The sequence below is a fragment of the Curtobacterium sp. MCSS17_015 genome (genome assembly GCF_003234265.2).
Lineage (GTDB): Bacteria > Actinomycetota > Actinomycetes > Actinomycetales > Microbacteriaceae > Curtobacterium.
Map to the genome: position 1 here is coordinate 2,856,253 of NZ_CP126256.1, position 18,699 is coordinate 2,874,951.

Below are 18,699 nucleotides of genomic sequence, written 5' to 3' on the forward strand. Positions count from 1 at the left end.
GGCATGTCAACCGATAGGAGGACAGGCAGATCAGCGGGAAGCCGCATCACCCGTGCTCGCTACACTCGTCGCCATGACCGCCGATCTCGGGAACGAGAAGCGCGCCCTGCGAGCCGACCTCCGGCAGCGACGGCGCAGCCGGACCTCGACCGAACGCGACGCCGACTCCCTCGCCCTGACCGCCACGCTGCAGCGGTTCGTCGAGGAACGCCAGATCGCCTCGGTCGCCGTGTACCTGTCCGCGCCGGACGAACCCGACGTGCGGCCGTTCCTGAACTGGGCGTTCGAGCAGGGCATCCGGGTCCTGCTCCCGATCACCCGCGACGACGGCCTGCTCGACTGGGCGGTCGGCGACGGGGCCTCGGAACGCGAGGGCCTGTTCGGGATGCCCGAGGTCGTCGGCGAGGTCCTCTCCCCCCTCGCGATCAACGACGTCGACGCGATCATCACGCCCGCTGCGGCGGTGGGCCACGACGGCGTGCGGATGGGTTGGGGACGCGGCTACTACGACAAGACCCTCGGGTCCATGGCGAACCGGCCGCCCGTCTATGCTGTGGTGTTCGACACGGAGTACCTCGACGAGGTCCCGCGCGAACCCCACGACGAACCCGTCGACGGCATCATCACGCCGTCACGCATCATCACGTTCCGGAGCTGACGTGCCCACCTACTCGTACCGCTGCACCGAGTGCGGCAACGCGTTCGACATCAAGCAGGCCTTCTCCGACGACGCGCTCACCGAGTGCCCGGTGTGCGGCGGCGTCCTGCGGAAGGTCTTCTCGCCGGTCGGCGTGACCTTCAACGGTGGTGGCTTCTACCGGACGGACTCGCGCGCGGCGCCCTCCGGGTCGGGCTCCGGGTCGTCGTCGGGCTCCGGGTCGTCGTCGTCGGGTTCCGGCTCGTCATCCGGATCGGGGTCGTCCTCCGGCTCCTCGGGATCGTCCGGGTCGTCCTCCGGATCCTCGGGATCGTCCGGCTCCTCGGGATCGTCCGGCTCCTCCGGGTCGGGGTCGTCCGCGTCCTGACCCGCCCCGCGCCTCCTGGATAGGTTGGAGCGGGTCACCGAGCGGTGGCCGTCCACGACAGAAGGGGGCTCGCGTGAAGGGCTTCAGGGAGTTCCTGCTCCGCGGGAACGTCATCGACCTCGCGGTGGCGGTCGTCATCGGCGCCGCGTTCACCGCCATCGTGACGGCGGTCGTGACCGCATTGATCAACCCGCTCATCGGTGCGGTCTTCAACGCCTCCAGCCTCGACAAGGCCCTGATCGTGTCGTTCCCGACCGTGTCCGGCGGGGACACCGAGCTGCTGTTCGGCAAGGTGATCGGCGCGGTCCTCAACTTCGTGATCGTGGCCGCGGTCGTCTACTTCGCGCTCGTCGTGCCGGTGAACCACCTCAAGAAGGTCGCCTTCGACCGGACGAAGCACGACGCGGAACAGCCGCCCGCCGACGTCCCGCCCACGGACGTCGAGGTGCTCCTCGAGATCCGCGACCTGCTCCGTGCACAGCAGGGCGGAGACTCCGCACCCGGGGCCGGCGGCGGCGCGCACGTCGCACCGTCGGACGCGCCGGAGGGAACGGGGATCGCCGGGACCACCAAGCTCTAGCCGCGGGCGAGGTCCTGCGGACGCGACCGCGCCGAGCCCTAGGCGGGGGCGCGCTGCAAGCGGTGCTTGCGGGCCATCTCGGCCGCGTACTGCAGCCCGGCCAGGACGTGCCCGACCGTTCCGAGCCAGACGAACACCAGACCCACACTCCGGACCCAGTCGTGGTCGGCGGCCACCGACGTCGACGAGAAGAGCAACACCGGCAGGCCGACGAACAGCAGCGCGGACCGGATCTTCCCCGTCCAGGTCACGCGGAGGTCCGGGTTGCCGCGGAACCACGCGCTCGAGAGGGCCAGCAGCGCCAGGTCGACGGCCACCACGACCACGACCACGATCCACGGCAGCAGCCCGACGAGCACGAGCGACAGCACGATCGCGACGATCGCCAACCGGTCGGCGATCGGGTCCAGCGCCTTGCCGAGCGCGGATTCCTGGTGCAGTCGGCGGGCGAGGAACCCGTCCGCCCAGTCGCTCACGCCGAGGACCACCAGGGAGGAGAGCGCCCATCCAGGGTGCCCGGCGACGACCAGCCCGACGTAGACCGGGATGAGGGCGAAGCGCACCAGCGTGATGAGGTTCGGCAGCGTCTGCCAGTCGGGCCGGGTCCGCCGGGAGGGCTCCGTCATCACACGCTTCCGTTCGGGGTTCGCAGACTGCCAGCGTACCGGTCAGCCCCAGTGCGGCGGCCGGTCGCCCAGCAACCGGGCGTCGTTCTCACCGGTCCCGTGCCGCGGGGGCTCCGGAACCGGGGTGGGGTCGCTGCCCGGCGCGGGCTGGGTGGTGACACGCCTGCCGGAGCGGGTCGGCCCTCCCGAGCGGGTGGGTCGGACCGACGGAGCGGCGCTGCCGGGCTGTCCCCCGCCCGCGTGGCCGGGAGGCGCGTCTGCGGACGGCAGTGCGCCTCCCGTCGACGGGGCGGTCGCCTCGGGCGTCCAGGCGCCGGTGAGGTGGTCCGTCGTCGGCGTGACCGGCCCCGCCGGCCGCGAGGCCCGGCGGGAAGGCCGGGGCGTCATCGGCGTGCGGGAACCGGGGGGATGGAGATCTCCTGCGTGGCACCGCGGTCGACACCGAGCACCTGCGCGACCGTGTTCGCGACCCGGTCCGGGTCGGAGAACAGCTGGAACGCGTGCACGCGCACGTAGTGCCACCCGAGACGACGGAGCACCTCGGGACGGAGCCGCAGGGACTCGCGGAGCGACCCCTTCACCAGCGACGCGTCGGTCTCGATCGTGACGCAGACCCCGCCGTGCGCGGCGACCAGGCCGAGCTTGCCGCGGTGGCCGAGCGCGACCGGGATGCCACGCATCTCGAGTCGGCGGGCCAGGTCGACGAGCAGCGGGTCGGAGTCGTCCGGCACGTACTCGGCGGTGGTGCGGGCACGGACCTCGGCCAGGATCTCGGCGAGGGCGACGGTGCCGTGACCCATGCGCTCGGCCTCGATGTCGGACGGCTGGAAGCACGTGACGATGACCATCGAACGACGGGCCCGGGTCATCGCGACGGCGAGCAGCCGCTCCCCGCCGGGCTTGCCGAGCGGACCGAAGTCACGCAGGACGCGGCCGTGCGGGGTGCGGCCGTAGCCGATCGAGAACACGACGCGGTCACGGCTCTGCGCCACGGACTGCTCCAGCGTGGCGACGATGAACGGCTCGGGCCGGTCACCGATGACGAACTCGGTGAGGTCCTTGTGCCCCTGCGCCGCGGCGAGCACGGCCTGCTCGACCCGGACCGCGTGCTTCGCCGAGGCCGTGATGACCATGAGCGACTCGGTCGGCCGGGTGCGGGCGTGCTCGATGACGTGCCGGACGACTCGGTCCACCTCGGCGTCGACGCTCTCGACCGCTCCGGACTCGGGGTCCGGCACGGCCTTGCCCTCGCTGACGTAGTCGAGCGCGATGGAGCCGTGTCCGAGGAACGACCCGGCCCACGGCAGCGACTCGATGCGGCCGCCGTAGAAGCGACGGTTGACGAGCTCCGCCAGGTCCTCGCCGCCGGCCCGGTACGAGCGGGTGAGCGACAGCGTCGGCAGCAGGGTGGAGAGCTTGGCGAGGGCGGAGTCGGCGTGCAGGGCGTCGAGCGTCTCCTCGTCCACCTGCAGCGCGCGGTGGTCCGGGTCGACGGCGACGCGGAACGGCGACGGCGTCTGCGTCACCGGGTCCCCGAACACGACGGTCTGCCGGGCACGGCGGACGGCCCCGACCGTCTCGGCGATCGTCACGGCACCGGCGTCGACGAGGATCACGGTGTCGAACGGCATCGTGTCGGCGATCTGCGCGACCTCGTAGGGCGAGGCGAGCCAGACCGGCGCGATGGCACGGGACAGGTGCGGGGCGGAGTCGTGGAGCAGGCGCGAGGTGATCGCACCCTCCTTGAGCTGCGTCTTCAGCGCGGAGGACTCCTCCGGCCAGTCGACGAGCCCGACCTTCCAGTTCTCGGCGAGCTGCCACGCCAGCCCCTGGGAGACGCCGGCGGCGTGCGCGTCGTCGACGAGTCGGAAGTCGGCCTCGACCCGGTCGAGCATGTCGGTGTTCGCGCCGAGCAGTGCCCGGTCGGACTCGAGCATGGTCTCGAGCGCGGACTGCCACCAGGCGAGCTCGAGCTCGGCCGGCACCTGCACGTCCGGCACGTGGCGGTTCGCCAGGTCGGTGAGCAGGGGCTCGAGCTGCAGGTCGCGGAGGGTCTGCATGAGCTCGGTGCGCTCCTGCAGGTTGTGCAGGACGTCCGACTCGGCGGCGAGTTCCGCGATGGTCGGCACGAGCTGGTCGATCGGCAGGTTCGCGAGCTGCTGCTCGCGACTGGTCCGGCCGAGCGGCTCGTCGAGACGGGCCAGGTCCTCGACCACGTTCGAGAACAGCACCTGGACGTCGGCGATGCCGGTGGGGACCTCGGGGTTCACCCCGGCGGCCACGTAGCGCTGCCAGAGCACGCGCTGCTGCTGGACCCGCGTGAGCGCCTCGTGCAGGTCGGACACGTGCACGCCCGGACGGACGTACTCCCGTGCGAGCTTCTTGAGCCGTCGGCGGTTCGTGCTCGACATCGGCGCGCCCTCGCCCCGGGGTGCGGTCGCGGCCACGAGCTCCGACACGGAACGGTCGAACACGATCGGCAGGAAGCGGTCGAGGGTGTCACGGATCTCGGTGAGCAGGCGGAGGTAGATGCCGAGCTCGTTGATCGTCGTGAACTGCCGCATGTGCGTCGACGCGACGAGGTCGTGCGCACGCTGCAGGAGGGCCGGCAGCGCTCCGCCGTCGAGCTCCTGCGCGGTCTTGTGGGCGCGCTGGGCGCCGTCGCTCGAGGTGAACTTCGCGCCGTACCAGGGCGAGTCGTCCGGGCCGTACCGGAACTCGCCGAGGTTCGCCGCGCTGACCATGGTCTCCGCGACACGGGCGCGGCCGGTGACCATCGACACGACGGACTGCTTCGAGAGCCGGGCCGTGGTGGAGGGGGCGACCGGCAGCAGGGACAGACGGGAGAGCTCGACCAGGCAGTCGAGCACGCTGACCCCGAAGTCGGGGTCCGTGCGGGTCAGGGCACCGCGGTAGTCGGTGAGGACCTTGCGGAGCCGGACCAGGGCGTCGTCGACCTCGCGCAGGTTCGGACGGCTGGCCTTCTCGTTCCGGGCGATGGCCCGGACGACGTCGCGGCGCAGGGTGTTCGGCGTGACGGCGACACCGGGCAGGTGCACCTCGCCGAAGCGGGCGGCGATGCCACGCAGGGTGGCGCGGCGGGGGCTGACCACGAGGACGCGCTTGTTCGCGGCGACGAGGCCACCGAGCGCGTTGACGATCGTCTGCGTGCCGCCGGTGCCCGGCAGGGTCTTCACGACGATGGAGTTGCCGGCCGTGATCTGTGCGATCACGTTCTCCTGCTCGTCGTCGGCGTCGAGCAGCAGGGTGTCCGTCTCCGGGCTGCGCTCGTCCGACGGGGTCTGCTCGACCGGGTGGTACGACTGCTCGACCTGCCACTTCGCGCTCGGGTTGCCGGCGAGGGCGTCGAGCACCGGGTGGGCGAGGTCCTTCGTGTCCTCGACGAGCCCGGTCGCGACCTCGGCGAACGTCGAGACGACGAGCCGGGCGTGCACCGAGAAGCCGGGGATGTGCGCGGTCAGCCCGCGGAGCCGGTCGATCACCGGGTTCGGCGTGAACGAGCCGTCCTGCTGCGCGAGCGCGACGAACGACTGGGCGTCGAGGGTGACACCGAACTGCTCGCGGAGCGCGTCGGACAGACCCGGGTTGAGCACGGGCTCGCCGAGCAGTCGGACCTCGAAGTCGCGGCCGTGACGGCGGATCGCCAGCGGTCGGAGCAGCACCGGGCCACGGAAGTGCTCGTCGCCGTGCTGCCAGTCCGCGATGCCGATGCCGAGCTTGACGGCGTCGATCCCGCGGACCGTGGCGAGCTCGGTGCCCTTCGCCTCGACGTGCCCGGCGGCGACGCGGGCTGCCCGCAGCGCGACCTCGTCGCGGATCAGGCTCGAGAGCAGCGTCGTCTTGCCGGTGATGAACTGGGCCAGGCCGCCGGGGTGCGTGGTCGAGAGTTCGATGCGCGCACGGGGGTGGTCGGCGAAGTGCACGAGGGGACTCGTCCCACCGACACCGGCGAGCTGCTCGCGCCAGGCGTCCCACGCGGGCTCGGCGGCGTTGCCCGCGGTCAGGCGGGGGTCGCCCAGGCTGATCGCGTGCGGGCTCGTGACCTGGAGTTCGGGACGCAGCGGGGACTGCTCGTCGGGCAGGTCGTTGCCCTCGACGGGGGCGTCGTCGTTCACGTCGTCCTCATCGTCGGTCGCCCTGTCCACTCTCCACACCCGCCCACTGTAGGCGGAAGCGCCACAGCACTCTGGCAATGAGCCCCCTGTTTCGGGTTTTCGTCCCGCCGGGCCGCACACCGCCCCCTCGCCCGGCCGGAGCCCGGACCCTCGGGTGTGGTACCAACGGTGCATGGCCATCGACGACCGTCCCGCTCCGTCCACTCCCGCGCCGTCCCGGCGTCGAACGGTCCCCGCCGAGATCTCGCGCTCGTGGCTCCTCGTCGCCGGCACCGCCGCCGAACGCTTCGACCGGGCCACCCGCTCCCGCGCCGACCAGGTGATCCTCGACATCGAGGACGCCGTCGACCCGGCAGCCAAGCCCTCCGCCCGTGCCACCGTCGCCGCGTGGCTGGCCGGCGGCGGCGAGGCCTGGGTGCGGATCAACGACGTCACGACCGACTTCTGGGCCGACGACGTCGAGGAGCTCCGCGGGCTGCCCGGGCTGCAGGGCGTGATGCTCGCGAAGACCGAGTCGCCGGCGCAGGTCACGGACACGTGGCACCGGCTCGGCGGGCAGACCCCCGTCATCGCGCTGGTGGAGTCGGCGGTCGGCATCGAGGAGTCGGTCTCGATCGCCCGCGCACAGGGTGCGTTCCGCCTGGCGTTCGGCAGCGGCGACTACCGCCGCGACACCGGCACGAGCGCCGACACCCTCGCGATGGCGTACCCCCGGTCGCGCCTGGTGGTGGCGTCCCGCGTCGGTGACCTGCCCGGTCCGATCGACGGACCGACGGTCGGGTCGTCGCACCCGATCCTCCGCGAGCAGTCCCAGGTCGCCGTGTCGCTCGGCCTGACCGGCAAGCTCTGCCTCGACACCGAGCAACTGCCCGTCATCAACGAGGTCATCTCGCCGACACCGACCGACGTCGCCTGGGCGCAGGACTTCCTCGACGACTTCGAGGCCCGTGGCCGGGTCATCCGCGACGGATCGGACCTGCCGCGACTCGGACGGGCGCAGAAGATCCAGCGGCTCGCCCAGGCGTTCGGCGTCGAGCCCCGGTAGGAACGGTGCCATGACCTGGTCGAACGTCCCCGGATCCGGACCGCAGCACCACGCGGGGTCCCAGCAGCACAGCGAGGCCGAGCGCATCGCCTGGGAGCAGGGCGCGTCGTCGCTGTTCCCGCCCGGGAAGATCGCCGACCGGGTCTCGACCGTCCTGCTCCTGGCGGCCGGTGCCGTCCTCACCGCGATCGCCGCCGTCACGGGCGTCATCGCCGTCGCCTCCACGACGACGTCCTGCGGCGCCGCCGGTGACTGCTCCCCCGGCGGGACCATCGCAGGCGCGGCGATCGCGGTCGGCGGAGCGTTCGTCATCGGGGTCGTCACGCTCGTGTTCGCGATCGGCGCCTGGATCCGGCGACGGACCTCGTGGTGGATCGCCGGGATCGGCTTCGTCCTGACCGTCGCCGTCGTCACATGGGGGACGGTGCTCTTCGTGCAGGCGCTCGACGACCAGGGCGTCGGCCCGGGGAGTGGGTTCGGCACCGCACAGCTCCCCGTCCCCTGAGCACCCCGCCCCCGAGCCCGCGGCTGGACGTCCGCCGACCGGTGCGGCGCATGCTGGGCGGATGAAGCAACGAGTCATCGGAGACACGTCCGTCAGTGCGATCGGTCTCGGCGGCATGCCGATGTCCATCGAGGGGCGACCGGACGAACGGCGCTCCGTCGCCACCGTCCACGCCGCCCTCGAGGCCGGCGTCACCCTCATCGACACCGCGGACGCCTACCACCTGGCCGCGCACGACGAGGTCGGCCACAACGAGGAGCTCATCGCCCGCGCCGTCCGCGAGTACGGCGGGGACACGTCCGAGCTGCTCATCGCCACCAAGGGCGGGCACCTGCGGCCGGAACCCGGGGCGTGGGCCCAGAACGGCGACCCGGCGTACCTCAAGGAGGCGGCGAAGGCGTCCGCGAAGCGCCTGGGCGTCGAGGCGATCGGCCTGTACCAGTTCCACCGGCCGGACCCGGCCGTGCCGTACGCCGAGTCGGTGGGCGCGCTCGCCGAGCTGCTCGACGAGGGCGTCATCCGGATGGCCGGCATCTCGAACGCGACGGTCGACCAGATCCGGCAGGCGAACGAGGTCCTCGGGGGTCGGCTCGCATCCGTGCAGAACCGCTTCTCCCCCGTGTTCCGCTCGAGTGAGCCGGAACTCGAGCTCTGCGACGAGCTCGGCATCGCGTTCCTGCCGTGGAGCCCGCTCGGCGGCATCGCCGGCGCGGCCGACCTCGGCACCACGGCCGAGGACTTCGCCGTCCTCGCCCAGGAGCGGGACGTCACCCCGCAGGTCATCGCGCTCGCCTGGGAACTCGCGAAGAGCGACGTCGTCATCCCGATCCCGGGAGCGTCCCGTCCGCAGTCGATCCTCGACTCGGTGACGGCCGCGACGGTGAAGCTCCGTCCGGAGGAGGTCGAGCGTCTCGACGCCTCGCGGCCCGAACAGGCGGCCTAGGCCTCGCACGCTGCGGCGAGCCGACCGGCTCGCGCACCACGGGCCTCCCGTCCGGACGACGGGAGGCCCGTGGTGCGTCCGTCAGTCGACGGCGCCGCTCAGGACGCGCAGGTCGAGTCGAAGTCCGTCCCGGCGGTCTGGACCGCCTTGGCCGAGTCCTGGAACGCGCCGAGGTCGGCCGACTGCGGGTCCTTCGTGATCGCCTCGAGCCGCGTCACCATGTCGCCGTAGGCGCTCTGGAACGCCTCGGCCTTGCCCTTCACCTCGGTGTTGCTGACCGCGTCGACACCGGCGTCGATGTCCGCGTCGAGCTCCTTGAGCTCGGCGACCGCGGCGTCGGGGTCGGACTGCAGCTTCGTGGCCTCGGACTGGAGCCCCTCGGCAGCGGAGCGCACCTTGCTCTCGAACGCGGCACACGCGTCGGCCTTGGACTGCGAGCCCGACTGCTCCTCCGCGGCCTTCGTCGGTGCGCTCGAGGACCCGCTCGTGGCGCCCTGGCCCTGGGTCCCCTCGGCCGTCGTGCTGCCGCCCGAGGAGCAACCGGCGAGCAGGACCGCGGCGAGTGCGGCGGTCGCGAGGACGGAGACGTGCTTCGTGGACATGGGATCCCCCCTGGTTCGTGACGCGTCCCCCGATCGGTGACCCGTTCCGGCCCGACAGTACTGATCGATCGCTCAGGGAGTCCGGTCCGGCGCGACGGACGGCCTCGACCACGCGTCGGGCCCCGGCCGGCTCGGCCCCGACGCTCGCCGGCCGGACGGACGCGTACGGTCGAGGCCATGCGTGCCATCACCATCTCCCAGCCCGGCGACGTGGACGTCATGTCCCTCGGCGAGCTCCCCGACCCGGTCCCGGGCGACGGCGAGGTCCTCGTCGAGGTCGCGGCCGCCGGCGTCAACAACGCGGACCTGCAGCAACGGCAGGGGAACTACCCGCCGCCGCCGGGCGCGTCCGACGTCCTCGGGCTCGAGGTCTCCGGCACGGTCCGCTCGCTCGGTGCCGGGGTGACCGGGTGGTCCGTCGGCGACCGCGTGTGTGCGCTGCTCAGCGGTGGCGGCTACGCGTCCCTCGCGGTGGTGCCGGCCGCGCAGCTCCTGCCGGTGCCGGACGACCTGGACCTGGTGGCCGCGGCCGGGCTCCCCGAAGCCGCGTGCACGGTCTACTCGAACGTCGGGATGCTCGCCGGACTCCGGCCGGGGCAGACGCTCCTCGTGCACGGTGGCACCGGCGGGATGGGGTCGCACGCGGTGCTCTGGGCGAAGGCCCTCGGCGCCCGGGTGGTCGCGACGAGCGGCGGCGCGCGGAAGGTCGCTGCCTCCCGCGAGCTCGGCGCGGACCTGGTCGTCGACCACCGCGAGGAGGACTTCGTCGAGCGTGCCCTGGCCTTCACGGACGGTGTCGGTGTGGACGTGGTCCTCGACGTGGTCGGCCCGTCGTACCTGCACCGGAACCTCGAGGTCCTCGCACCGAACGGACACCTCGCGATCATCGCCGCCGGGTCCGGGCCGGACGCGACCCTGCCGATCGGGCAGCTCATGCGGAAGCGCGCCTCGGTCAGCGGGACGACGCTCCGGGCACGGCCGGCGTCCGAGAAGGCCGAGATCGTCGCAGCCGTGCGGCGGGAGGTGTGGCCGTTCGTCGAGGACGGGCGTGTGCGTCCGGTCGTGGACGCCGTGTTCCCCCTCGCCGACGCGGCCGAGGCCCACCGGCGCCTGGCGTCGGGGGACGTCGTCGGCAAGCTGCTGCTCGCCCTGTAGCGCTGGCGGCGGCCGCGCCACCGCCGGTCGTGTCCGGCCCGCGCTACGCGTGCACCCGCGCCAGGAACGCGCGGAGCGCCGGGTGCTGCGGGTCGTCGAGGAGCGCTGCGGGAGCGCCCTGCTCGACGACCTCGCCCTCGTGCAGGAACACGATCCGGTCGGCGACGTTCCGCGCGAAGCGCATCTCGTGCGTCGTCATGAGGATCGTGGAGCCCTGCTCCTTGAGCTCGGTGACGAGGTCGAGGACCTCGCCGACGAGCTGCGGGTCGAGTGCACTCGTCACCTCGTCGAGCAGGAGCAGTTCCGGGTCGGACGCGATGGCCCGGACGATCGCGACGCGCTGCTGCTGTCCGCCCGACAACCGGTCCGGGAACGCACCGGCGAAGTCGCCGAGGCCGATCCGGTCGAGCAGGCGACGAGCGGTCGCCTCGGCATCCGTCCGGGAGGCGCGGTGCACCTTCCGGGAGGCCAGGGTCACGTTGTCGAGGACGCTCATGTGCGGGAACAGGTTGAACTGCTGGAAGACGACGCCGATGCGTGCGCGGGTGGCGTCGACGTCGACGCGCGGGTCCGACACGTCCTCGCCCTGGAGGAGGACCTGCCCGTCGTCGATGCCCTCGAGCAGGTTGACGGTCTTGAGGAGCGTCGACTTGCCCGAGCCGGACGCGCCGATGACGCAGATGACCTCGTGGCGGTGCACGGTCAGGTCGATCCCACGGAGGACCGGCCGGTCCCCGAAGGTCTTCCGCAGGCCGCGCAGCTCGAGGACGGGGGTGGTCGACCCGGTCACACCGCGCCTCCGGTCTGTTCACGCTGCTGCTGCTTCCGCGCGATCGCATCGGTGATCCGGATGAGCGGCAGACTGATGACGACGAACAGGAGCCCGGCCACCAGGTAGGGCGTGAAGTTCGTCTGCTCCGCCTGCGCGATCTGCGCGCTGCGGACCGCGTCGACGGCACCGAGGATCGAGACCAGCCCGACGTCCTTCTGCATCGACACGAAGTCGTTCATCAGCGCCGGTGTGACCTTGCGGATCGCCTGCGGCAGCACGACCGACCGCAGTGTCTGGGCGTGGGACAGGCCGAGCGACCGGGCGGCCAGGCGCTGCGACGGGTGGACCGCCTCCATGCCGGCGCGGAGCACCTCGGCGACGTACGACGAGTACGTCAGCACGATCGCGATCGTGCCCCAGAACTCCGGGGCCAGCCGCGGGAACACCCCGAGCCCGGGCAGGCCGAAGCCGACCAGGTACAGCACGATGATGAGCGGCAGACCACGGAACAGGTCGGTGTACGCGGTGGCGAGCATCCGCAGCGGGAAGAACACCGGGCTCCGCAGGCCGCGGACGACCGCGAGCAGGGTGCCGAGCACGGCGACCCCGACACTGGCGAAGAACAGGATCCGGACGTTCAACCAGAGCCCGAGCAGGATGTCGGGCAGGGTCTCCCAGGCGACCTGCGGGTCGAAGAACGACTGCTGGACGGCCGCCCAACCGGGCGTGTTCACGACGCCGATCCAGACGAGTGCGACGACGACGAGCGTGGAGAGGACGGAGACCGTGGCGGATCGACGGCCGCGCTGCCGACGGTACAGCTGCCGTTCGCGCTCGACCTGGCTCACCGCCGGTGCGACCACCGGGGTGCCGGCGCCTGCGGGCAGGGTCATGCCCGCGTCACTTCAGGACCGGGGCGTTCGTCTCGGAGGACAACCACTTCGTCTGCAGGTCCTGGAGGGTGCCGTCGTCCTCGAGGGTCTCGAGGGCGTCGTCCACCTTGCTGGTGAGCTCCGAGTCCTTCGGCAGCACGATGCCGAACTGGTCGCCCTCGCCGTCGGCGGGGAACTGGGCGGACACGGTGCCGTCGTCGACCTGGGACGCAGCGATGAAGAACGCGGTCGGCAGGTCGGTGACGATCGCGTCGATCTGCCCGGACTGCAGGGCCAGGACGGCGTCGTCGTTCGAGTTGAACACCTGCGGGGTGACACCGAGGACGTCCTTGACGCTCTGGATGCTCGTCGAGCCGGCGGCGACCCCGATGGTGTCCTGCTCGAGCGCCGCGATCGTGGTGTGGTCGGCGGCGGGCGATCCCTCGGCCGTCACGACCGCCTGGGTGGTCGTGTAGTAGGGCGTGGACATGTCGACGGCCTTCTTGCGCTTGGCGTCGATCGAGAACTGCTGGAGGTTGAGGTCCCAGTCCTTCGCACCCGGGGCGATGGCGCTGTCGAACGTGCTGCGCTTCCAGACGACGTCGTCCTCGTCGTACCCCATCTCCTCGGCGACGGCGTACGCGACCGCTGCCTCGAACCCCTTGCCGGACTCGGGGTCGTCGTCCTCGACCCAGGGCGAGTACGCGGGCTGTCCGGTGGCGATGGTGAGCTTCCCGTCCGTGACTGTGCCCGCCGCGTTGCCCCCGCCGCCGGCCGAGCAGCCGGCGAGTGCGGTCACGGCCACGAGGGACGCGGCGAGAGCGGTGGTCAGGCGGAGGGGACGGGTCACGATCGGGCCTTCGTCAGGGGGAACAGGGCAGCTCGAAGTGTACTTCGCCGTGGGATACCAGCGCGAAGCGGATGACCCCTCGCTACTCGGAGGACTCCAGCATCGTGAAGTCGTCGAACGAGAAGCCCGGCGACACCAGGCAGCTGAGGAGCACCTCGCCGTCGCCCGGGATCGTCCGCTGCCACACGCCCCCGCGGACGAACGCCTGCGCGTCGTTCACCCGGTCCCGTCCGGCGTCCGGTCCGAGGGTGATCCGCGCGCCGGGCTCCGGCTGGTCCCCCGACCCGCCGAGTTCGAGCTCGACCGTGTCCGGTCCGTGCCACATCCAGATCTCGTCGCTCGTGACCCGGTGCCAGGCGGAGGCCTCGCCCGGGGGCAGGAGGAAGTGGATCAGCGTCGCCGCGGGTCGCTCCCCCGCGGTGGTCTGCACGGTGGCGGGCGAGGTCCAGGTCCGGACGTACCAGCCACCCTCGGGGTGCGGCTCCATGCCGAGCGCCCGCGCCCGCTGCGGGACGTCGAGCCACTCGACCACGTCTCCGGAGACGGTGCGGCGGGCGACCATGCCGGGGCGGGGTGCGGTGTCGGTCATCGGGACTCCTTGCTGGTGACGGCGGGTGCTGGGGACGACGCAGGGGTCGGGATCGAGGGGGCGGCGTCGGCGGTCCGGACGACACCGCGGATGACGGTCGCGGCAGCGCGGCCGGCCCCGTCCTCGACGAGTTCGGCGAGCGCGTCGGGGACGGTCCGGGCGTCGACGTCGAACACGGCGAGGTCGGCCCGGGCTCCGACGGCGAGGTGCCCGACCCGGTCCGGTCCGACCGCCAGGCCCATCGCGTGTGCCCCACCGAGGGTCACCGCGGCGAGCAAACGCTCGTGCAGGTCCCGCCCGGAGTAGCCCTGGGCCCGGGCGATGGCGTGCAGCGCGGTGACGTCGGCCATCGGGTCGAGGGACGGCGACGACGACAGGGAGTCCGTGCCGATGGCGATCGGGCTTCCCTCGCGCAGGTAGTCGGCGACCGGAGGCGGGTCGAGCCCGATGACCGCGTTCGACCGGGGACAGAGCGCCACCGCGGTGCCCCGGGCCCGGAGCAGTGCCCGGTCCGCCGCGGTCATGTAGACGCCGTGCGCGATGTGGCAGTCCGGCCCGAGGACGCCGAGTCGGTCGACGAACGACGTCGCGCTCGCGCCGAACCCGAGCGCGCGCATCGCCCGGAAGGACGGCACGTTCGCCAGGTGCCAGTCCGAGCCGTGCACGACGCCGACGACGCCGTCGAGTCCGGGGATCGGCTCGATCGCGCTGCGCTCCCCCTCGAACGCGGCCTCGCCGAGGTGCAGGTGCAGGCGGAGTCCGCGCTGCCGCACGATGTCGGGCAGTTCGAGGAGCGGCGCGACGTCCAGCGAGTACGGCGCGTGCGGGGAAAGGCCGGCTCCGGGGGTGGTCGGGACGTGTTCGAGTTCGGCGAGGACCTGGTCGCGCCCGTGCTCCTGCCAGGCGGCGTTCTCCCAGTCCATCACCTCCCAGTAGGCGATGCCACCGAGGCCCGCTCCCTCGAGTGCGGTGACCGCTTCGAGGTCGGTGACGACGTCGGCGATGCTCGTCACCCCGGCGGCGACGGACTGCTCGGCGCCGACCGCGGCCTCGGCGCGCCAGTCGTGCGGCTCGGCGTAGACGTCGTTGAACGCGGACGCCCAGTCCTCGAACCCGTCGTACTGACGGCGGCCGACACTGGCCATGCCGGTGTACTGCAGATGCGTGTGCGCGTTGACGAGCCCCGGCAGCAGGGCACCACGCCACCGTCGTTCGGTGAACGGTGTGCCGTCGAGCTGGTCCACCACCCACGAGCGCTCCCCGACGTGCAGGATGCGCCCGTCGCGCACCGCCACGGCCCCGTCGGCGATGGGCGGCGCGGTCATCGGCACGACGATCCGCGCGGAGTGCACCGTGGTCTGCGCCGACGGCTCCGGCCGACCGGTCACGACGGGTCCCCGAACCGTCGGGTGCGGACGTCCGGCTCGCGGTCGGCGGGTTGCGCGGCGAGCGCGTCGCCCGTCGCTCCGTCCGTTCCGCCACCGCCGCCGGGAGGCCCGCCCCCCGCCCCGGACACGGCGAGCGCCACACGGGCGGTCACCTCGTCCACCTCGGGGTCGATCGGCACGACGGCACGGTCCAACTCGTCACCCCGCTCGACGAGCATCCGCACGGCACCGAGTTGCACCGCGAACGACAGGTCCATGATCTCGATCGGGTTGCCCTCCGCCGCGGTGATGTTGATGCACCCGCCGCCGTCCAGCAGCAGCACGCCCTGGCCCCCCGGCACCGCGAGCCGCTCGACCTTCCGTCCGACCCTCGTGCGGACCGCCCCCGCTGCCACGGCTGCGTCCACCGCGACCTCCTGGTCGACGCCGCCGGCCACCGCGACGACCGATCCGGGAGCGCAGGCGCGGAGCACGTCCACGCTGACGGTGTCGGCCACACCGGTCGCGCTCATCACCAGGTCGGCGGTCCGGACCGCCTCGACGAGCGGGGCGACGGCGTACCCGGCGAACAGGGCCTGCAGCGCCCGTACGGGGTCGGTGTCCGCGACGGTGACCCGGAAGCCGAGTGCGCGGAGGACCAGGGCGACCCCCTCGCCGACGTGACCGAACCCGGCGACGACGGCCGAGCCTCCTCCCAGGTCGGGCCGGACGTCGTCGTCGAGCGCGTCCACCAGGTCGAGCGTCGCGAACACCGTGGACTGTCCGGTGCCGTACCGGTTGTCGAAGAACGTCTTCGTGCGGGCGTCGTTCACCGCGACGACCGGGATCCCGAGCTGCCCACGTGACGCCATGACCCGGAGCGGGCGGAGGCCGCTCGTGGTCTCCTCGGCCGCTCCGAGCATGGTCGGCAGCAGGTCGGGACGGTCCTGGTGCACGAGCCGGATGACGTGCGAGCCGTCGTCGACCAGGACGTGGGGCCGGGTGTCGAGCATCGCCAGTGCCAGCGCGCGCTGCTCCGCCACCGTCGCGGCGCTGCTCGCGTGCACGGGGACGCCGGCACGGCGGAGGACCTCGGCGACGGCGTCGTCGGTCTCGTCCGCGTGGGCGTAGACGACGACGTCGGCGCCGGCGTCCTGCAGCAGGAGCGAGAGCACCGCGGTCTTCGGCTCGAGGAACAAACTGACGCCGATGCGGGTGCCGCGGAGCAAGCCGCCCTGCCGGAGCTCGTCGGCGACCGCGCGGGAGACCGGCATCGAGCGGCGCGCCCAGCGCAGGCGGGCACCGGCTGCGGGGTCGTCCTCGGGTTCGCGCCCGGTGGAGACGAGGAACACGTCGTCGGAGAGCGTCGGCACGCCGAGGACCCCAGGTCGGGCGAGCGTCGTCGGTCCGAAGGCGTCCTCGTCGACGGCCGGGACGTGACGGCCGGCATCGACCACGAGCAGCAGGGCGCCGCGGGGCCGGTCGGCGCTGGCGGCTTCGACGGCGGCGGTGCTCTGCTCGGGCGTGCCGAGACACCAGAGCTGGTCGACGGCCGCGTCGTCACCGGTGTCAGCGGGACGGGCACCGAGCCCGGTGAGCAGGTCGTGCAGCACGATGACGTCCCGCGGATCGCCGCCGACGATGCGGAAGCGCCGGGCGGCGATGAGCATGTTCGTCACGCGGGCGGTGTGTCGCACCGCTGCCCCGGCCCAGGCGCGGGTCGTCGGATCGGCTCGCGGCATGGGGCCATCGTAGAGCGACGGCGGTCCCCGGCCGGCCCTGCCCGTCCCGCCGGTGAGGTCAGAGCGCGTGCGGCGGCGGCGTCCGGTGCCAGACCTGCTCGGCACCTTCCGAGGGCGCACTCCACGGCCCGGCGGGCGCGTGCCAGGAGCCGAGCGCGGCCGACCCCTGCTGCGCCGCGACGCGTCGCGCCTGCCGCCGGTAGTGCAGGAGCACGCCGACGAGGACGGCCACGCCGATGACCGACACGACGGCGAGCCCGGCGATGTACAGCGACGTCACGATGCCGGCCAGCGAGGACGGCACGTACCCGTTCTGCGCCGCCGAGAACGGCGTCCCGGTGAGCACGAACGCCAGCAGGGTCGAGATCGTCGAGTTCGAGTCCCACAGCCCGTGCAGCACCGACACGACGACGTAGGCGACCAGCACCTGCCACGTCCACCGGAACCGCGGGCGTCCGTGCGCCACCCCGAAGAGCACGGCTCCGAGGATCGCCGTCCAGAGCACGTGGCCGACCGGTGAGAGCACGGCGCGGGCCACCTCGGTCTGCAGCAGCGACGCCAGGTCGATGCCGCGGGTGGTGATCGCCGCGTTGAAGGCGTACCCGGCGGACTCGAACGCCGAGAAGCCGGCGCCGACCGTCGCGCCGAGCAGTGCCCCCTGCCGGGCCGTCTTCGGCCGGACCCGCCACCCGACGACGACGAGCAGCACGCCCTTGACGAGCTCCTCCGCGAACCCGACGAGCAGGTACAGGGTCGCCCCGGGCCGCAGGTCGGACTCGAGGAGCGACGCCCCGAGCACGCCGAGGATCCCGCCGACGAAGAACGCCGTGACGAGCTGCAGGGTGCTCACGGTCCCGGTGACCCGTTCGATGACGAACAGGACCACGGTGAAGGGCACGAGGAAGCTGCCGAGCAGGATGATGGTCGGCACCAGGTTGGTGTTCTGCGTCGCGACGGTGACGATGATCGTGACGACCCACAGCAGGAACCCGCTGAGCAGGGTCTTCCACCACCAGCCGTGCCGATGGTGGGGGTGGGTGCCGACGTGCGCGGTCTCGAGCGTCATGCGCCTCATCGTGCTCCGCGGTGCGTCGGCGGGGTCACCGGGAATACGGAAGACGCGGTCTGCGTAGTCCTGCACATGACTGACGAGACGTTCGACAAGGTGACCGTGTTCGGCGCGGACTGGTGCCGCGACTGCCGCCGCTCGAAGGCGCTGCTGGACCGTCTGGGCGTGGACTACGAGTACGTCGACGTCGAGGCCGACCTGTCCGCGGCGGACCGCGCCGAGGCGATCAGCGGTCGGAAGAACATCCCGGTCGTGGTGCTGCCGAACGGCAGGCACTTCGTCGAGCCGTCCGACGCCGAGCTGCAGTCCGAGCTGGAGGCGTCCGGCGCCCGCTGACCGTTCCTGGGAACGCACTGAGCCGAGGGAGTGTTGCCTCGGGCGTCGGCCCTGAGCGCGGCGAACCGCCGCAGCCTCGGACCGGCCGCAGAACAAGGAGAACACCGTGCTCGGTCTCATCATCAGCCTGATCATCATCGGCCTCATCGCCGGTGCCCTCGCCCGACTGATCATCCCCGGCAAGCAGCACATGTCGATCCTCATGACGATCGTCCTCGGCATCGTCGGGTCGTTCGTCGGTGGTCTGCTGGGCTTCCTGATCTTCCAGCACGACCCGTCGGACGGCTTCTTCCAGCCGGCCGGCATCATCGGGTCGATCATCGGCTCGGTCATCGTGCTGTTCCTCTACACCCGCTTCGCGGGCAAGGGTGCCAACCGTCGCTGACGGCGCACGCAGCGCTGACGCGCTGACCACACGACGCGAGGCCCGGTACCAGCTGGTACCGGGCCTCGCGTCCGTCGTGGGGCCGGTCGTGACCACGGAG

The 18,699-nt window shown here is 72.4% G+C and carries 19 protein-coding genes and 1 pseudogene; 10 read left to right on the top strand and 10 right to left on the bottom strand.

Annotation, left to right across the window (positions count from 1 at the left end; translation table 11 throughout):
• Window positions 1–73: 73 nt before the first annotated feature.
• The 4 genes and pseudogenes from DEJ18_RS13680 (at window position 74) to mscL (ending at window position 1,605) form a co-directional block, all read left to right on the top strand.
• Window positions 74–658: a 5-formyltetrahydrofolate cyclo-ligase gene (locus DEJ18_RS13680; RefSeq protein WP_111080103.1), complete on the top strand. Its 585-nt coding sequence runs from the start codon at window positions 74–76 to the stop codon at window positions 656–658.
• A 1-nt stretch (window position 659) separates the two neighbouring features.
• Window positions 660–752: pseudogene (locus DEJ18_RS15920) on the top strand (FmdB family zinc ribbon protein); the annotation flags it as partial.
• Window positions 752–1,048 carry a hypothetical protein gene (locus DEJ18_RS13685; protein WP_349775064.1) on the top strand — a complete coding sequence of 99 codons (297 nt, stop codon included), beginning with the start codon at window positions 752–754 and terminating at the stop codon, window positions 1,046–1,048. The pseudogene DEJ18_RS15920 and the gene DEJ18_RS13685, both read left to right, overlap by 1 nt.
• A 50-nt stretch (window positions 1,049–1,098) precedes the next feature.
• On the top strand, window positions 1,099–1,605 hold the full coding sequence (gene mscL, locus DEJ18_RS13690) for a large conductance mechanosensitive channel protein MscL (protein WP_111211573.1): 507 nt from the start codon (window positions 1,099–1,101) through the stop codon (window positions 1,603–1,605).
• Between the two features lie 38 nt (window positions 1,606–1,643).
• On the opposite strand, the gene DEJ18_RS13695 is transcribed toward mscL, so the two are convergent.
• Window positions 1,644–2,231, bottom strand: coding sequence for a CDP-alcohol phosphatidyltransferase family protein (locus DEJ18_RS13695; protein ID WP_111211572.1), 588 nt, complete (start codon window positions 2,229–2,231; stop codon window positions 1,644–1,646).
• Window positions 2,232–2,614: 383 nt separating this feature from the next.
• Complete coding sequence (locus DEJ18_RS13700) at window positions 2,615–6,367, bottom strand: AAA family ATPase (RefSeq protein ID WP_258377022.1); 3,753 nt, start codon at window positions 6,365–6,367, stop codon at window positions 2,615–2,617.
• A 172-nt stretch (window positions 6,368–6,539) separates the two neighbouring features.
• Between DEJ18_RS13700 and DEJ18_RS13705 the strand changes: the two genes are divergently transcribed.
• The 3 genes from DEJ18_RS13705 to DEJ18_RS13715 all read left to right on the top strand — a co-directional run bounded on the left by DEJ18_RS13705 (window position 6,540) and on the right by DEJ18_RS13715 (window position 8,860).
• Window positions 6,540–7,412: an HpcH/HpaI aldolase/citrate lyase family protein gene (locus tag DEJ18_RS13705; protein ID WP_111211570.1), complete on the top strand. Its 873-nt coding sequence runs from the start codon at window positions 6,540–6,542 to the stop codon at window positions 7,410–7,412.
• 10 nt (window positions 7,413–7,422) lie between these two features.
• Window positions 7,423–7,917, top strand: coding sequence for a DUF6264 family protein (locus tag DEJ18_RS13710; RefSeq protein WP_111211569.1), 495 nt, complete (start codon window positions 7,423–7,425; stop codon window positions 7,915–7,917).
• Window positions 7,918–7,978: 61 nt separating this feature from the next.
• A complete protein-coding gene (locus DEJ18_RS13715; protein WP_111211568.1) occupies window positions 7,979–8,860 on the top strand; it encodes an aldo/keto reductase in 882 nt (293 codons plus the stop codon).
• A 98-nt stretch (window positions 8,861–8,958) separates the two neighbouring features.
• Here DEJ18_RS13715 and DEJ18_RS13720 read toward each other — a convergent pair whose 3' ends face one another.
• Window positions 8,959–9,462, bottom strand: coding sequence for a hypothetical protein (locus DEJ18_RS13720; protein WP_111211567.1), 504 nt, complete (start codon window positions 9,460–9,462; stop codon window positions 8,959–8,961).
• Between the two features lie 177 nt (window positions 9,463–9,639).
• On the opposite strand from DEJ18_RS13720, the gene DEJ18_RS13725 reads away from it, so the two are divergent.
• Entirely contained in the window at window positions 9,640–10,617 is a 978-nt protein-coding gene (locus DEJ18_RS13725) for an NAD(P)H-quinone oxidoreductase (protein WP_111211566.1), read from the top strand.
• 43 nt (window positions 10,618–10,660) lie between these two features.
• Here DEJ18_RS13725 and DEJ18_RS13730 read toward each other — a convergent pair whose 3' ends face one another.
• The 7 genes from DEJ18_RS13730 to DEJ18_RS13760 form a co-directional block, all read right to left on the bottom strand.
• Window positions 10,661–11,407: an amino acid ABC transporter ATP-binding protein gene (locus DEJ18_RS13730; protein ID WP_111211565.1), complete on the bottom strand. Its 747-nt coding sequence runs from the start codon at window positions 11,405–11,407 to the stop codon at window positions 10,661–10,663.
• Window positions 11,404–12,282, bottom strand: coding sequence for an amino acid ABC transporter permease (locus DEJ18_RS13735; RefSeq protein WP_111211564.1), 879 nt, complete (start codon window positions 12,280–12,282; stop codon window positions 11,404–11,406). Before DEJ18_RS13735 ends, DEJ18_RS13730 begins: the two co-directional genes overlap by 4 nt.
• A 7-nt stretch (window positions 12,283–12,289) precedes the next feature.
• Window positions 12,290–13,111 (bottom strand): ABC transporter substrate-binding protein, encoded by an 822-nt coding sequence (locus DEJ18_RS13740; protein ID WP_111211563.1) that lies wholly within the window; start codon window positions 13,109–13,111, stop codon window positions 12,290–12,292.
• Window positions 13,112–13,193: 82 nt separating this feature from the next.
• Window positions 13,194–13,700: a cupin domain-containing protein gene (locus DEJ18_RS13745; RefSeq protein ID WP_258370982.1), complete on the bottom strand. Its 507-nt coding sequence runs from the start codon at window positions 13,698–13,700 to the stop codon at window positions 13,194–13,196.
• Complete coding sequence (locus tag DEJ18_RS13750; protein ID WP_111211587.1) at window positions 13,697–15,025, bottom strand: amidohydrolase family protein; 1,329 nt, start codon at window positions 15,023–15,025, stop codon at window positions 13,697–13,699. Before DEJ18_RS13750 ends, DEJ18_RS13745 begins: the two co-directional genes overlap by 4 nt.
• 59 nt (window positions 15,026–15,084) lie before the next feature.
• Window positions 15,085–16,809, bottom strand: coding sequence for an adenosylhomocysteinase (locus DEJ18_RS13755; RefSeq protein ID WP_111211562.1), 1,725 nt, complete (start codon window positions 16,807–16,809; stop codon window positions 15,085–15,087).
• A gap of 58 nt (window positions 16,810–16,867) precedes the next feature.
• Window positions 16,868–17,875 (bottom strand): PrsW family intramembrane metalloprotease, encoded by a 1,008-nt coding sequence (locus tag DEJ18_RS13760; RefSeq protein ID WP_258377019.1) that lies wholly within the window; start codon window positions 17,873–17,875, stop codon window positions 16,868–16,870.
• A 75-nt stretch (window positions 17,876–17,950) separates the two neighbouring features.
• Here DEJ18_RS13760 and DEJ18_RS13765 point away from each other — a divergent pair, with 75 nt between their 5' ends.
• A complete protein-coding gene (locus tag DEJ18_RS13765; protein ID WP_111079830.1) occupies window positions 17,951–18,214 on the top strand; it encodes a glutaredoxin family protein in 264 nt (87 codons plus the stop codon).
• Window positions 18,215–18,320: 106 nt separating this feature from the next.
• Window positions 18,321–18,599, top strand: coding sequence for a GlsB/YeaQ/YmgE family stress response membrane protein (locus DEJ18_RS13770; RefSeq protein ID WP_111079831.1), 279 nt, complete (start codon window positions 18,321–18,323; stop codon window positions 18,597–18,599).
• Window positions 18,600–18,699: the final 100 nt, after the last annotated feature.